Raw genomic sequence first — 14,634 nt, forward strand, 5'->3', positions numbered from 1 at the left:
ATAGCCGAGGGCTTCGCGGCTACCAGCAATCGCCATCGCCGGTCGTGTCACGGACACCGGTATTGGTAAGAGTCAGCGCGGGGCAGTCGGTATCGGCACTCTGAGGCGCCACCGCGGTTGCGATGAGCGTGAAGCGGGTCGTCGTGGCGCCATCCTCCAGGCTCAGGGCGTAATAGCCTTCCGGCGACTCGGTGGCACGTCCCAGCCCTTCCTCATCACAATCACTGTCGCCGGCGATGCTGGTCGCGTAGCCGCCGCAACGCGCCATGTAACGCTCCTGGGCCTGGGCCAATGACATCAGTGCCGCCTGCCCATCGGCACGACGCGAGCGGATCACCTGATCCTGATAGCTCGGGTAGGCGATCGCCGCGAGGATGCCGACGATGACGATCACGATCATGATCTCCGTCAGGGTGAAGCCTGAGGCGTACCGACGCCGAGACAGACGCGAACGGGAAGAGAAAATACTGGCCATGAAGTGATTCCTTGAAGAACGTGAATGAAGGACTTGGGTGAAAGGCTAAGACGAAGGGCTTGAGTGAAAGACCAAGGCGCAAGACTCGGCTAAAAGGCTCCGGGCAAGCCTGCCTGAAGGAAGTACACCTTGCTGAAAGGCAAGGCGCCGCCACCCCGGGAAAGGCGTGGCGGCGCAGCATGTCATCCTTGCCTCATGACCGAGACGGGCTCAGCGCAGCTGATACCAGGAGACACGGCCGGTATCCGTCGAGCTGGATACGTTGAGATCGTAGGACGAGACACCGCCCTCCTCGCTGCCTAGCGAACTGGTACCCACGTAGACCGTATCGCCGACACTGACACTGGATGTCGGTGTGCCGCTCAACTTGACGCTGACGATGACATTGCCGACGGCGACGGTGTCATCAACGAGAGTGCCGACCAGGTCATCGGCGCTGAAGGCCTCATCCTGGTTGAAGTCGAAGATGGTCACATAGCTGCCCTGACTATCGTCATAGGTCGGCAGCCCTGTCTCGGTGTCCAGCGCGACCAGCCAGCCACCGCCGGTACTTTCACAGAAGTTGGTTCCGGTACTGGATGTGCTGGTGGAGAAGACCACCAGGTTGGAGAGCAGATTGGCCGGCTCGACCAGCTCTTCCTGCTCGGAGGCGTCCAGATCCAGATACCAGCCGAAGCGATCGCTGTCCTGATCTTCCAGCTGGCTGGGGTAATAGCTGAAGCTGTCGCCGCCAAGGGTCCGGCCTGTCAGCTCGCCGTTGGTGTAGCTGCCACTGACGAAAGTCCGCTCCTCGAGGTTGCTGCGCATCAAGCTGGTATGGCTGCCACCAGCATCCAGCACGGTATAGAGGCTCTGGGTGACCCAGGCCTCGTCCTCGGCATCAGCGTACATGTCCTGCCCTGTTCCGAAGGAGACCAGCAGATTGGGCGAGGTCATGGTCTGCGTGCCGCCGGAGTAGCGGCTGAGCGTCGGTTTGACCGTGATGGGCTGCAGCGCGGCCGTCGGACATTCGCCACCCGAAAGACTCGTGGCACAGGCCGTGAACAGACGCGTGACCGTCCACTTGCTGCTGTCATCATCACTGAGATCGAACTTCCACAGCCGTCCCTGCAGATCCCCACCATAGGCGAAATCGACGGTGCCATTGCTGTCGAGGTCCGCGACCTGCAGGTTTGCCAATCCGCCGGTCACTCCGCTGGGGGACAGCTTGGCGATCACGCCGCCGGCATTGACGCCATCAAGCTCCAGCGCGAACAACGTCGGCGCGGCGTTCTCATCGGCCGTTTCCAGCCCGTTGCCGACCAGCACCGCGCTGTCGCCGTTGTTCAGTGACACGATATGCGCGCTGCCGTAGACATGCCCCATGTCATCATCGTCGCTGGCACCGAATTCCCAGCGCACCACATCATCTTCGTCGAAGTCTTCGCCTGCCACGGCCTTGGTGACATTGAGCGCGAACAGGCCGCGCCCACCACCGGCGAGACCGGATACCAGCCACTCCTCACCATTCAGGCTGGCCAGACGCAGTTCACCGTCGACATAGTAGCGATGCTGATAGCCCGGGTCCGTCAGATACCCCAGCCCTGCGTCGTCCTCTTCGCTGTAAAGCAGTTCCGGAATATAGGCGAACTGCTCGTTGCCGGTCTTGAGGTCGAAAGCATGCAGCATGCCGTCGTTGGCCCCGACGAAGACACTGCCCTCTGTCGTTGAGTCGTCACGTGTCACGACGACAGGCGACGAGCCGATGATGTCGCCCAGCTGGACGCCAGTGCGATTGCGCAGGCCATCACCTTCGTATTCATCGCTGCCCCGCAGCCACTCGATCGCCGCCTCCACGTAGTCATCGGTGGAGTTGCCACCGACCTCCATGCGCGCGAGATCATTGCGCTGGCTGGAGCTCAGGCGGCCCGCGTTGTCGGGCGTGAACTCGACTCCGTTGCCGCCGGACATGGTAAAGACCGTACGCGATTCAAGGCCATCCTCATCCTCCAATGCCTCACTCAGCTGGGTGGCAGCACTCCAGACCTGGTCGTCGTCCTCGACATCCTTGCCCTCCTGAACCGACGAAGCCACCACATCTCCCGTCCAGGTCGAGGCGGAATAGCGGCTCTCGACCAGTCGGCTGTCCGTCTCGACACTGGCCGTCGTCAGGTTGGTGGAGAGACCACTGACACTGTTGCCTACCGCGACGATCTCGGAGGCGATTGCCGCCAGCGCCGAGACGAGGTCCGTCGGGCTGGAGGCATTGAAGTAGGAGCCGCCGCCATCGATGGCCGCCTGTTCCAGATCATCGATGGTGCTGGAGCTGCTCTCGATGACGCGATCCTTGTCATCCCAATCATTACTGGTCGACTCGACACCGAATGCCACCGTATAGGTCGTCATTACCTGCTTTTCATAGGTCCCGCTTCCAAGCTTCGGCAACAGATCATTATGGGCATAATAATAAGCAACATCCGCCAACGTGGCATAACCGCCATAATTGTAGTTATAACTTTCCCGCCAGGTCCGTCCGTCACCATTGGCATCGCCGATCTTGCTTTCAATGTTATTGGAGGCGGTAGAGTTCTCGGAATTCCAGAAACCATCCGTGATCAAAACAGTGAAGTTCTGCTGACACATGCCACCTTCATCTTCGGAAAGAATCGGTGTGGAGCCCAGGCTGGAGTAATTGTCACTGTAATATTCACCAGCGCGATAGAGTGCCTCACGCAAGGGCGTCGATACATAGGTGTTGCTTGAGCTGATTTCCGTTTTGACGATGGCATCCTTGATATCATCAAGATGATCGTTGCCACTGTCACTTGTCGTGACGACTGATACCAGATTACCCAGTACATTGGTGACATATTCTATGATCGAATCCAGAATATCATCGACCTTCACCTTGGTGGCCGTTTCAGAACCGGGGTTGATGGTAATGAAGCCGGTACGATATTCGATATCTGAAAGCAGCTCGAGCCCGGCAGCCTTGCCGACATTCAGGCGACTGCGATAATAAGTGAACCAGTTGGCATAGTTGACCTGCTCATCCGGGGTGAGATCCGAGACCTGGACTTCACTACTGTCACTACAATTGCTGCCAGTATAATAACGAAACTCGAGGTCCGGGTCCGTCAGGTCAACCAGATTGTCTTCATCATCGCCTTCATTGAAATCAATCCACGCCGCTGTCGGGTCCATGTCATCGTAGCGCTCGTCACCATTGCCCAATTTCCAGGGCAGATAAGTCTGATCCGGGTCATAGGCCTGGCTATTGGAATCGGCACAGAAGTATTTATTAGAAAGGTCTTGCGGCTTGAAGACATCTTCGCAGGTTGTCGTCGTTCTATTGTTCCTCCTGCCGTTCCCGTTGTTCGTCGTGGTGGTGCAAACTTCCTGCTCTGCATACAGCATGCTGTAACCCTGGTAGGAGCTACCACCATCAAAGGTGTCTTCCCAGGTCATCGAGCCCGAATCATCCAATACCAGCAGGACGTTGGGGGTAACGCCGACGCTCTGGGTGGTGGGCAACTGGAGTAGCGTGTCGCTGTCTGCCAGCACGGGCAAGGCGACCAGCAGTCCGCCTGACAGCAAGGCTGGCAGGTGAAGACGACGCAAGCCGCTGCGGCGGGGTGAGTGCTTCGATTTCATCGATAGATTCCCTTCAATCGGCCATCATGATTTCGCTTTGCACCACTGCCAGTGCACGCTTCTTGCTCTCAGGGTCACCTGCGCTCTCAAGACTCCAGCCGGCGGCCGTGATGCGGAAGGCATTCAACAACTTGCTGCTGCTCAGGTTATCGTCATTCAGAACGCCTTCCGTCGTCTCCCCGAGGTACTCGATGACATAGTTGCCGTTGTCAGCCGCATCACCGCTCAAGACACCCTCTCCCTCCCAGGCGTCTGCCTGCAGAGGATCGAAGCCCAGCTCCTCCCCCGCCGTCACGTCGTAGAAGCCGTCCCCGCCGAAATCATCCAGGGTCAGCTCCCCCTCGAGCAGACGACTCTCCGCCTGTTGCTGAAGACTTTCGGCCTCCGCATAGGCGTTGTCGTAGAACTGGGTATTCATCAACATGCGGGTCTGCAACTGGGTATCTTCATTGCCTGTCACCGCCATCACGCCCACCACGATCAGCATGATCAGCACGACCAGCAATGCCATGCCTTGCTGGCGCGGCGGCCGGGGAGAACTCAACTGGTTCATAGACCGATATTCCTCGGGCTCAGGGTGATATCGAAGGTGCGTTGCAACTCACCGTCCCCCTCTCCCTCGACATTGATCGTCGGCGGCGTCTTGAGGGTCAGACTGATGTGGATCCGTCTAACACTGCTCCAGTCGTTCGCGGCTTCCACTTCCGCCACGCTACGCTCCACGGCAAAGCGACTCGCGCTACCGCTGCCGGAGGCCGTATCGAAGGTCAGGTTGAACGCTTCGACGTATCGCGCCACTTCTTCGCCACAGCCTGCGGTCGGGTCACCATCGACATCCTCGCCGTTCAGACAGAGCCGAACGGGGGAATCGTCATCGGCCTGTGACAGCAACAGGTACCAACGCTGCAGTGGATAGACATACGCCTGGGTCTGTATGGTGCCGCCATAGCCGTGCTCGACGGCGCTCGACAGATCGAGCGAGTTGTTGCCATCGCCCGAGAGGCGTGCAATGTCGCCGCTCTCGCAGTCGCTGATCAGCACGACGCTGTCCGTTTCCAGCGTGCCGGAGGTGTAGTCCTCCAGGGTCAGCGAGGTATCGCCCTGGGCGACGCTCGCCCCGAGTTGCCAACCGCGTTGCGCCCCCAGCGCCGGTACCTGCAAGGCCAGACGGTCATAGGTGATCTCCGCCACCGTATCGGACTCGGCCGTCAGAGGAGAATCGGACAGCGCATGACTGCCGGTACCATCACTGACACTGCTCACCGACGCACAGCCGGAAAAACCGGCATTGCGCACCAATGGCTGCAGGCGACGCGTGACGTGGCGCGCAGATTCCTGCAGGTAAGAGACGGCAGACGTGGTGTTGAGGGTAGAACGCGAGGCCAAAAAGTATTCCAGCGCCATGGCGGAAATGAACAGCCCCAGCACCAGCGCCAGCATCAATTCGACCAGGCCGACGCCTTGCTGGGCACGCCGTGAGGGAATCGAGCGCGACGCCCGAGGCGAGCGCGATGCAAAGGCTCGCAGCGAGAGGAAGGCTTTCGACGACATCAGGGCACCACTCGTATCTGTAGGGTCTCGCTCAATGCCTGGGCATCGGCGTCCATGCTGTCTTCGTTCTGCCCGAGCTGCGCGGCGCCGCTCCAGCCGAGGGTCAGGGTGAGAAGGTCGCTACCACTACTGGCGATGGACCCGACCGGCGCGTTCAGACTGCTGTCCTCAAGCCTGTCCGCCCACACCGCCACGTCACGGGCGGCAAGCTCGGCAACACTGCAGGGGCACCCCCCCGGATTTCCTGCCCCCGCGGTGGAAAGACCATCATAGTCATCCACACCATCGGGGTTGGCCTGGATGCGCTCAGCCATGCTGACCAGGAGAATACGAGCTTCGGTGCGCGCATAACTCTCGTTGTTGGCCTGCAGGCTCTCCATCTGCATGAGCCCGAAACCCAGCAATGTCAGCCCCATCAACAGCAGCGCGATCAACGCCTCAAGCAGGCTGGTACCTTGCTGACCGTCGCTTGCGCGGGGCACGCCAAGCTCAGCAACTCTGGTCATCGCTGCCATAAGTCTCCGTCAATACTCGTCCGATGGGCGTCAATTCAAGCTGGCGATGACCCTGCCCGCCCGACTGGTCACAGATCAACAACCAGGTGGAATCAGAGGTCGCACCCTGATCATCGAAGGTCACGCCGGCAACACTCGCCTGCACGGTGATGGCGGCATCAAACACGCGCAACAGGTCATCGCCCAGCGACGCCCGTGCCTCGGCCTGACTGCCCTGCACCACCGCCCAGCCATTGCTCCAGCTGGTGGAATTCATGCAGGCATTACCCTGGGCATTCAGGGGGCAGAGCGTGATGTCGTTACCGCTGGCCACCGCCTCGCTACGCGCATAGTTGATGGAAGCCACGAGCGTCTCGGCCGTGCCGGTGACGGCGTTGCGCGCGACTACCCCTTGCCAAGCGGGCACGGCGATCGTAATGGTGATCACGAGAATGGCCAGCGTGATCATCAGTTCAATCAACGTGAAGCCTTGCTGGCGGCCCTGCCGACATCCATGCCGAAGTGCAGGAAAAAGCTGCATCGTCTTACCCCTGAAAGCCACGCAGGCCAAAGCACCCTGCAGGGCGTGAAATTGGGCAATTTAACGTCTATGAACCACAGATGGAATCATTATGTTACACAAGATTACCCATCATTCCGAAAACTCCCCATAATCACCGTTATTCCATATTTCTGGGCTGAGCCTCACCCACCAGACAAAAAAGCCCCGATCATCGTAGATCGAGGCTTCAGGCGCTTGCCATGCAATGTCGGTTGTCAGTGCCTACCAACAATCACTGCTGTCGGTATCTTCCGAGTCCTCAAGGACTGCCGCTCCCTTCACTCCCAACTCCGTGAGCGTAAAGGTGGCGCAGTCCTGATCATTGGCCTGACTGCCGGTGGCAGTGGCGGTCAGGGTATAGCTGTCTGCATCTCCTGCGACGACCAGGTTGTAGAAACCTTCCTCACTGACGGCATCTGCCTGTCCCAGCCCGATACCATCGCCGCCACCTCCGAGCGCATCTCCACAGCTGGTCGCCGCTGTCACGCTGGCCGTCGCGTATTCACCGCAGGTTGCCATGATGCGCTCCTGCGTCTGGGCAAGCGCCAGCAGTGCGGTGGTGGCGTCGGTACGACGTGAGCGCTCCACCTGATCCTGATAGCTGGGATAGGCGATCGCCGCCAGAATGCCGATGATGGCCACGGCTATCATGAGCTCCAGCAGACCGAAGCCGCCTTGTGCCCGAGCCCCCCCTGTTCGCCTGCTCATCAGCGCCCCCGACGCAGCAGCGTGATGTCGATGACCTGCTTCGGCTCACCACGTGGGTCGAAGCGCACCTCGACCTCCTGCCCCGGCGTGAGATGGAAGGCCTTCAGCTCGCGCCCATTGCGATTGAGTATCCGGCTATCCGGCTGAAGCACGAACCCCATGTCGTCGACGAGCAGCTGATCTCCCTCTCGCTCGTCGATGACGCCCGTGATGCTCTGCTCCATGACCAGCGGTATCGGGGTATCTTCCGCCAGAGCTCGGGCGCTCCAGCTCGTGAAGAGCAAGCCTGCCGCCAGCAACAGTCCACTACCAGCCAGCTTGAGTCGTGATGTCTTCATGGTCTCTCTCCTAGCGCAGCTGATACCAGGCACTACGGCCTTCCAGCCCATCGATCCCGAAGTCCATGGCCATTTCGACCACCTGATTGGTGCCACCCTGACCGACATACTGGGTATCACCCAGGAATTTCGGTGAGGTGGGCTCGCCTTCTGTCTTGATCGAGAGCACGACCTGATTGTTGACGTTGTCGCTCGCGTTGACCTCGCCATCCGCGTTGTAATCAAAGACCTGCTGCACATTGTTGTAACTGCGTACCGGTTGCAGGCCGTTGCGCAAGCTGAGGGCATTCAGCCAACCACTGGCCCCGCCAGTACAGGGGCCATTGGAGCCCGGGATGGTGGTATTGAAGACAATCAGATCACCGCGGACAGCCGGAATGGTCACCAGGCGCTCACCGGCGTCAGGCAGCTCCAGGTACCAACCGTACTGGATACCATTGTTGTTCTGATTGGAATAATCGACGCCTACCCCCGTGACCGTACGCGCGTCACTCACGCCACTGATATTGGAGAAGCTCTGCTTTTCCAGCTGGCCATGATGACGACGAGTCGAAGACCCGGTATGCAGCACGCTGTAGAAGGATTGCGTCGAGGTATCGACCGCATCCTGCAGGGTCAGCAATTGCCCGGTGCCCCAGTACACATTCAGGTACGGCGTATCGACGGTGCTGTTGAAGACACCGCTGCGTGCCACGGCTACCCGCGACGTGATGGGCTGACGGGAAGCTGCCGGGCAGGTCGATGACGTGCTGTTCAAGGCAACGGCACATGACTGGAACAGACGCGACATCTCGCTGCTGCCGATGTTGCTCAGCGAGAAGTCGCGCATGTCGAATACCCAGACATTGCCATGCAGATCGCCGGCATAGACCCAGTCGGTGATGCCATCGGCATCGATGTCAGCCAGCTCAGGACTCGACATGCCATTGCAGTCACTGCTGGCAGAGGTGCACGACCCACCGGCATTGCTGCCCTGTTGAGAATCCAGCAGCGCATAGTTGTCGGGATCTTCCAGGTCCACGATGAACAACTTTGCACGTCCGTCGCTGTCGGCGTTGTAGCCATTGCCGAAGATGGCATACCACTTGCCATCATCCAGGCGCGCTACCTGGATATCGCTGAAGGTATAGCCGAGGTCCTCGTGGGTGAATTCCCACTGCACGATATCGGCCGGCGAGGTGCCATTGGACTCCCCCAATGACTCGAAGCCTTCAGGATCAGTGATATCCAGCATGTAGACCGCCTTGCCACCAGCGCCCAGTCCACCCAACAGGACCGAGTGCCAACCGGGCGCATCCTCATCCCCCAGTTGAACATGCACGTCACGCGCAACTGGCGTGGCATCGACATAGTACTGGTGGACATAGTTCTGATCAGCGAGCTGGCGAATACCACGCCCGTTCTCGATGCTGAAGGCGGCGTACGGCATGTAGGCGAACTTCTCTTCACCGGTCTCCATGTCGATGGCGTGCAGCATGCCGTCGTTGGCACCGATGTAGATCATGTTCTGGCGATCCTCATACAGCGTCTTGAAGGAGCGGTACGAGGACACTTCCATGTCATTGCGATAGCTGGCCGAAGGCGGCCCGACGATCGCTGGGGAGGCGTGGACGATATCTCCGAGATAGTTGTCATCACGCTCGCGGAACAAGGTCCCTTCATAGGCATCATCACCCTTGAGATAGCCGATCAGGTTCTCGAGATCCGATGTTCTGACGCCAAGATTGGTGCCATCCAGCTTCAGGAAGGTACCGGTAGTGTCCAGGACGCGTCCCGTCAGCTGAGCCACGCCATTGGTGACGCCTCCGACCACTGAGCCGACTCCACCTAGAATGCCATCATCATCATCATCATCGTCGTCGTCGTCGTCATCGTCATCGTCATCGTCATCATCCCGAACGGTTCTACGCAGCGTTGCCAACAGAGTTTCTGACAGCAGGGTTTCATCGAGGAAACCCACGAGATCCAGTACCTGTTCGGCCTCCAGTGATCCGGCCTCCTCGATATCGAAGAAGAAGGCCTTCTCGTCAACTTCCGCGATTCCCGGGTTATAGGTAATTACCTTGCGACTGGAGCTACGGCTATCATCGTCACGCAACCACTCCGCGACGGACCAATCCGAGGTGGCGCTCAAGGTGCCATTGGTGCCGATCTTGCGTGCAACGACATCACCCGACCAATCAGCGGGGTCATAGATGGTCTGAATCACGTACGCGCCGCTGGTCTGCCCACCACTGCTGATGTCCAGGCTACCGGTACTGGCCGCGCGTCCTGCGATCGACTGAGCGATATTGTTCAACGCATCAATCAATGCCTGCGGATTGGCGGCGCTGAGATATTCACCACGCCCGTTCCAGGCCGCATGGCGCAGATCGTCGATGGTGGTATTGGCGTTGGCAACCGGCTGTGGCCAGGTAAAGGCAGATTCGAGATCAGCAGGGTTCTCGGACAGTGAGCCATCCACGCCGAACCCGACGGTGTAGGTCACCATGTGCTGAGCGGAATTTTCATCCACTCCCGGTATGGTCGGCACGCTGTCGATCAAGTCAGTCCGCAGGTCCTCGCGATAATATTTCATCGCGACATCGCCAAGCGTATCGGAATAGCTGTCACGGTGACTGGCACTGATGAAGTCGCCACTGCCACCGTCGACGTTGCCGACGCTGGGACTGGAGCCATTCCAGTAGCCATCGGTCATCATGATGGAATAGTTCTGCTGGCACATGCCGCCCTCATCCGCACTCAGAATGGGGGCCGAACGACCAGTGCTGGAGTAATACTCCCCGGCATTCTTGAGCGCGGTACGCAGAGGGGTGCCACCGGAGGGATAGGCGGTAAACAGCTCCTCCAGCAGGGCTTCACGTTCATCAGTATCCGTCATGTCCGCAACGTTGCGATTGTTGCGGCCCTGGATGGTGCGCAGCCCTACTCGGGACTCATTGGCGTTGATCACACCGGCCATGGCAGATTTGGCCACCAGCATGCGGTCGCGATAGTAGGTGAACCAGTTGGCGAAATTGACTTGCTGTGCCGCGGACAGATCTTCTACTTCAACGACATGATCTTCGTCCAGATACAGGCGCCCCGCACCATCCCGGTAGAGCCCGCATTCACCGTAGTCATAGTCCCCATCACCATTGTCGTCCCAGCGGACGTAGTAGGCGTCATCGCTCATCCTGGCCCAGCTGGTAGGCTCGTAGGGATCTTCACGGACATTCGACAGGCTCATGTTCTGATAGGCGATTCCCGCTCGATCAGCACCCGCCCAGGGGGTGTAGGTCAGCGCAGGATTGTAGGCCATGACATTGAAGCCCATACAGGCCCCGATCGCCCCGCCAAGATCCGTATAGGAAACGATACGATCATCGGCATCATGATTGTTTCTTACCGTAACAAGGCTCTTGGAATACACCCCTGTGTAACCCATCAGCGAGGAAGCCGGCTGGAGGCTCCAGTGTTCCACCCCCTTGTTGAGAGTATCTTCCCAGGCCATGCTGCCCGAATCATCCAGAATGAACAGGATATTGGGCTGGACCCCGGTCGCTTCCGTGACCGGGGCGCGGGCGATTTCCCCCGGGGCCGCCAGACAGGGCAAGGCGACAAGGCACAGGGCACCACTCAGCAGATAACGCATGTTCATGCTCCTCTCAGAAGTAAGGGCCCAGTTCCATCTCGCTTTGCACTACTGTCCAGGAGGCACCATTGCCGCCTCCTGTGCCCATCGCGTTGATACGGAAGGCATCCAGGCGCGTGCCCACCGCATTCACTTCGTTGCTGGCATTCAGCGGCGGCTCGCCGACCTTGCCCAGATACTCGATCACATAGGCCCCGATGACCGCGCCGGTATCACTGTCCAGCGTCTGGATACCGCTGGCTTGCCAATCCGCTTCCGAGAGCGGATTGATCGGCGGTGCATCCTCGGGTAGTGCCAGCATCAGGCCAGGCGAGTCATCAAAGCTGTTCAGGCTCCAGGTGCCATCCTCCAGGCTTTCCTGCAGCGCACGCTCACCGATGCTCAGGCTGGTTTCCGCGTTGTAATAGGACTGCTCGAAGTTTCGGCTGTTGACGGCCATGCGTGTCTGCAGCTGACTGTCCTCGACCCCTGTGACGGCCAGCAGACCGATCACGACCAGCATCACCAACACGATCAGCAAGGCGATGCCTTGCTGACGTGCTGGCCCCCGGGTGGCCGCGCAGACTCTGGACGGTGAAGACGATGCATTCATCAGCTGCCCCTCAGTTGAAGGTTGCGCGGTGTGAACGTGAGATTGAAGGTTCGCGTCAAACGGCCATCGTTATCCCCGCCCGGCACCACTCCCGGCAGGCTCTCGAGCGTCAGAGCGATCTCGATACGACGCACCTCATCCCAACGGCCTTCGCTGCGCACCGTGGCGGCCGGCACCTTGACGCGATCGACACTGCCATTGCCGGTGGTATCCAGGCTGAAACTGACATCGAATCCCTCGACGCCGGAAGCCAGCTCTTCGCGCGCGAAATTGGCATCGATACGGTCGAGATACAGTGAACGCACCGAAGAATCGTTGGCCTGGTCATCCAGCCGTAGCTCCCAGGCCTGTACCGGGTAGAGATAGGCATTCGAGGACTGAGAGCTGCCGTAGGAACGTGACAGGGTGTCGTTGGTTTCCACATTGCCCTGGGTAGTGCCCGACACCCTGAAGACATCGGTGCTGCTGCAATCACTGACCAGCGCATACTCGTTGGTCACGAAGGCATCTTCGCTACCATTGCGCACGGACAGAGGGCCGCCCAGTGACGTCATGCTGCTGGTCAGCGTGGTTTCATCGCCATCCTTGCTGGCAGCGACGAACGTCAGATTGAAATAGCTGAGGCCCCGCTGGGTACGCTGCTGACCACCGAAAGGCGCTGTGAGGTCGTGTGATGCATCCACTGAGCTGGCATTGGTGATATCGCGGCTATTGGCACAGCCTGCGTAGCCCACATTGCGCATCAGCGGCTGAAGCCGGAAGGACACGTAACGGGCCGATTCCTGCAGATAGGAAAGCGCCTCCTGGGTACTCACGGTGCTGCGTGAGGTCGAGAACATCTGCACCGCCATCGCCGTGATCAGCAGCCCCAGCACCAGGCTGATCATCAGCTCGACAAGCCCCACGCCCGCCTGGCGCTTCAAGCCATGAGAACGGGCGGTGTCGGGGGCCAAGCGTCGGCGGACCGATTCAGGGGAACAGCGATTCATGGCTCTACCTCAAAACGATAGGTCTGCTGGTCAACTCCCCCGCTGATGGGGTCACTCCACTGTACCTGGACACTCACATCATGAACGCCGATACCGGCGCCGCCGACAACACGCTCGTCGACTTCCACACTGCCGACGCCGCTGGTCAACGTGGAGCTGATGATGGCGTCACGCCAATCAATGATGTCCTGGTCCGCCAGCTCTGCGGGCACGCAATCCGAACTGCATCCATCCGCCGGCGCATCGGTGGTGTCGGCATCATCATATTGATCGATGGCCTCAAGATTGGCGCGGATACGCTCGGCCATGTCCAGCGACAGCAGTTGTGCCACGGTATTGCTGTAGCTGACGCGCTGATGCTGTAGCGTCTGAACTTGCAACAACCCCAGGCCCAGCAGGGAAACCCCCAGCAGCATGACCGCGACCAGCGCCTCGATCAGGCCGACGCCGCGCTGAGAGTGACGAGCGGAACGACGCCGTTGCAGGCGAGACAGCAATGTCTTCCTCAGCGCTCTCGGCTGCCGGGCTTGCTTGAGGGATGTGATCATCAGCGATGCTGTCATGAGCAGTCCCCTCCTGATTCAAGACGAACACGGCCTGAAGGCGCCACTACCACAGAGGTCGCATTGGATGCCGCACAGAACACCAGCGTACTGTTGCCACTAGTCAGCGTGCCGCGATCGTTATAGGTGATCCTGGAGGCACCACCCGACTGGGCAACCGCATTGCTGTCCTGATGGATCCACAGGCGGTCGTCGAGGGTGAAGTTGGAAGTACTCCCGACATAGACGACCCAGCCATTCGCCCAATCGTCGTCGCAAGTCGTGGGATCGGGGGTGGCAACACTCGGCGCATAGGGACAGACACTCACATCCACACCGCGCGTGGTGGCGGTGCTGCGCGCCATGCCGAGCGCATGGGTCAGGGCACGCACATCGGACTCCACCTGAGAGCGCTGCACCAGACCTTGCCAGGCCGGCACCGCCCAGGTCGCGATGATGGCAATGATCGCCACTGTCACGACCAGCTCGATCAGGGTGAAACCACGGGATTGGCGCATGAGAGGTACTTCTCCTTGCCGCTAGGGGTCGACCGGCCATGCCGGACTCGAGTCTGTCTTGTGGGGCCCACCATCACCAGCACCGGCCTCCTCCTTCGGCACCGGTATTCATGTCCTGATCCATCCACAGCACGCCGCAGTCATCATTGAGTTGTGCCCCTTGAGGCGTCGCCTGCAGGACGAAGGCCGAGGCAGACAGACTGCGATACGTGATCAGGTAGCGAAGATTGCCACCGCTGTCCTCTATACGGCTGACGCCATCCGTCGGCTGGTCATCATCCCCCACGGGTGCCTCGGAGAAATTCTGATAGTAGAAGCCATGCAGCTGTCTGGCCTGCTGCCCCAGCGCCTGCTGGGCATGGGAGCGCCAGCTGCGCTCCACATAACCCAGATAGGAGGGTATGGCGACCGCCGCCAGAATGCCGATGATCGCGACCACCATCATCATCTCGATCAAGGTGAAGCCCTGAGCCCGACGTCTGCCAGATGCCCCGCGCCCCGGTTTCGGCTCACGGCGTGCAACTGCACTGCTGACACCGGTGACCGACAACAGTCGCGGCATGGGGAATTCTCCAGAATACGAACCATACCTCTATTA

At 59.6% G+C, this 14,634-nt stretch carries 14 protein-coding genes; all 14 read right to left on the reverse strand.

Features of this window, described 5'->3' with window-relative positions; translation table 11 throughout:
• Positions 1–19: 19 nt before the first annotated feature.
• Complete coding sequence (locus F8A90_RS17635; RefSeq protein ID WP_200017990.1) at positions 20–475, reverse strand: type IV pilin protein; 456 nt, start codon at positions 473–475, stop codon at positions 20–22.
• Positions 476–685: 210 nt separating this feature from the next.
• Positions 686–4,108: a pilus assembly protein gene (locus tag F8A90_RS16350; RefSeq protein ID WP_200017991.1), complete on the reverse strand. Its 3,423-nt coding sequence runs from the start codon at positions 4,106–4,108 to the stop codon at positions 686–688.
• Positions 4,109–4,121: 13 nt separating this feature from the next.
• Positions 4,122–4,661, reverse strand: coding sequence for a pilus assembly PilX family protein (locus F8A90_RS16355; protein ID WP_166020089.1), 540 nt, complete (start codon positions 4,659–4,661; stop codon positions 4,122–4,124).
• Positions 4,658–5,659 (reverse strand): PilW family protein, encoded by a 1,002-nt coding sequence (locus F8A90_RS16360; protein ID WP_200017993.1) that lies wholly within the window; start codon positions 5,657–5,659, stop codon positions 4,658–4,660. Before F8A90_RS16360 ends, F8A90_RS16355 begins: the two co-directional genes overlap by 4 nt.
• Positions 5,659–6,165, reverse strand: a complete 507-nt coding sequence (locus F8A90_RS16365) for a hypothetical protein (RefSeq protein WP_200017998.1) — start codon at positions 6,163–6,165, stop codon at positions 5,659–5,661. The genes F8A90_RS16360 and F8A90_RS16365 overlap by 1 nt, the downstream gene beginning before the upstream one ends.
• The gene (locus tag F8A90_RS16370; protein WP_267906748.1) at positions 6,149–6,694 is read right to left on the reverse strand and encodes a GspH/FimT family pseudopilin; all 546 of its coding nucleotides are present in this window, start codon (positions 6,692–6,694) and stop codon (positions 6,149–6,151) included. The genes F8A90_RS16365 and F8A90_RS16370 overlap by 17 nt, the downstream gene beginning before the upstream one ends.
• A 243-nt stretch (positions 6,695–6,937) precedes the next feature.
• Complete coding sequence (locus tag F8A90_RS16375; protein ID WP_442778878.1) at positions 6,938–7,366, reverse strand: type IV pilin protein; 429 nt, start codon at positions 7,364–7,366, stop codon at positions 6,938–6,940.
• A 56-nt stretch (positions 7,367–7,422) separates the two neighbouring features.
• Positions 7,423–7,761 (reverse strand): hypothetical protein, encoded by a 339-nt coding sequence (locus F8A90_RS16380; protein WP_166020084.1) that lies wholly within the window; start codon positions 7,759–7,761, stop codon positions 7,423–7,425.
• 10 nt (positions 7,762–7,771) lie between these two features.
• On the reverse strand, positions 7,772–11,395 hold the full coding sequence (locus F8A90_RS16385) for a pilus assembly protein (RefSeq protein ID WP_200018015.1): 3,624 nt from the start codon (positions 11,393–11,395) through the stop codon (positions 7,772–7,774).
• Between the two features lie 13 nt (positions 11,396–11,408).
• On the reverse strand, positions 11,409–11,987 hold the full coding sequence (locus F8A90_RS16390; protein ID WP_200018017.1) for a pilus assembly PilX family protein: 579 nt from the start codon (positions 11,985–11,987) through the stop codon (positions 11,409–11,411).
• Positions 11,987–12,976, reverse strand: coding sequence for a PilW family protein (locus tag F8A90_RS16395; protein WP_200018022.1), 990 nt, complete (start codon positions 12,974–12,976; stop codon positions 11,987–11,989). The genes F8A90_RS16390 and F8A90_RS16395 overlap by 1 nt, the downstream gene beginning before the upstream one ends.
• Positions 12,973–13,539: a type IV pilus modification protein PilV gene (gene pilV / locus F8A90_RS16400; protein ID WP_200018024.1), complete on the reverse strand. Its 567-nt coding sequence runs from the start codon at positions 13,537–13,539 to the stop codon at positions 12,973–12,975. Before pilV ends, F8A90_RS16395 begins: the two co-directional genes overlap by 4 nt.
• Positions 13,536–14,036 carry a GspH/FimT family pseudopilin gene (locus F8A90_RS16405; protein WP_200020091.1) on the reverse strand — a complete coding sequence of 167 codons (501 nt, stop codon included), beginning with the start codon at positions 14,034–14,036 and terminating at the stop codon, positions 13,536–13,538. The genes pilV and F8A90_RS16405 overlap by 4 nt, the downstream gene beginning before the upstream one ends.
• Before the next feature lie 73 nt (positions 14,037–14,109).
• A complete protein-coding gene (locus tag F8A90_RS17650; RefSeq protein WP_166020079.1) occupies positions 14,110–14,598 on the reverse strand; it encodes a type IV pilin protein in 489 nt (162 codons plus the stop codon).
• Positions 14,599–14,634 lie beyond the last annotated feature (36 nt).

Source organism: Cobetia sp. cqz5-12 (assembly GCF_016495405.1).
Lineage (GTDB): Bacteria > Pseudomonadota > Gammaproteobacteria > Pseudomonadales > Halomonadaceae > Cobetia.

Bases quoted from the DNA above. Each gene is read 5' to 3' on its own strand.
- F8A90_RS17635 (WP_200017990.1), bottom strand. From the start codon at position 475: ATGGCCAGTATTTTCTCTTCCCGTTCGCGTCTGTCTCGGCGTCGGTAC.
- F8A90_RS16350 (WP_200017991.1), bottom strand. From the start codon at position 4,108: ATGAAATCGAAGCACTCACCCCGCCGCAGCGGCTTGCGTCGTCTTCAC.
- F8A90_RS16355 (WP_166020089.1), bottom strand. From the start codon at position 4,661: ATGAACCAGTTGAGTTCTCCCCGGCCGCCGCGCCAGCAAGGCATGGCA.
- F8A90_RS16360 (WP_200017993.1), bottom strand. From the start codon at position 5,659: ATGTCGTCGAAAGCCTTCCTCTCGCTGCGAGCCTTTGCATCGCGCTCG.
- F8A90_RS16365 (WP_200017998.1), bottom strand. From the start codon at position 6,165: ATGACCAGAGTTGCTGAGCTTGGCGTGCCCCGCGCAAGCGACGGTCAG.
- F8A90_RS16370 (WP_267906748.1), bottom strand. From the start codon at position 6,694: ATGCAGCTTTTTCCTGCACTTCGGCATGGATGTCGGCAGGGCCGCCAG.
- F8A90_RS16375 (WP_442778878.1), bottom strand. From the start codon at position 7,366: ATGATAGCCGTGGCCATCATCGGCATTCTGGCGGCGATCGCCTATCCC.
- F8A90_RS16380 (WP_166020084.1), bottom strand. From the start codon at position 7,761: ATGAAGACATCACGACTCAAGCTGGCTGGTAGTGGACTGTTGCTGGCG.
- F8A90_RS16385 (WP_200018015.1), bottom strand. From the start codon at position 11,395: ATGCGTTATCTGCTGAGTGGTGCCCTGTGCCTTGTCGCCTTGCCCTGT.
- F8A90_RS16390 (WP_200018017.1), bottom strand. From the start codon at position 11,987: ATGAATGCATCGTCTTCACCGTCCAGAGTCTGCGCGGCCACCCGGGGG.
- F8A90_RS16395 (WP_200018022.1), bottom strand. From the start codon at position 12,976: ATGAATCGCTGTTCCCCTGAATCGGTCCGCCGACGCTTGGCCCCCGAC.
- pilV (WP_200018024.1), bottom strand. From the start codon at position 13,539: ATGACAGCATCGCTGATGATCACATCCCTCAAGCAAGCCCGGCAGCCG.
- F8A90_RS16405 (WP_200020091.1), bottom strand. From the start codon at position 14,036: ATGCGCCAATCCCGTGGTTTCACCCTGATCGAGCTGGTCGTGACAGTG.
- F8A90_RS17650 (WP_166020079.1), bottom strand. From the start codon at position 14,598: ATGCCGCGACTGTTGTCGGTCACCGGTGTCAGCAGTGCAGTTGCACGC.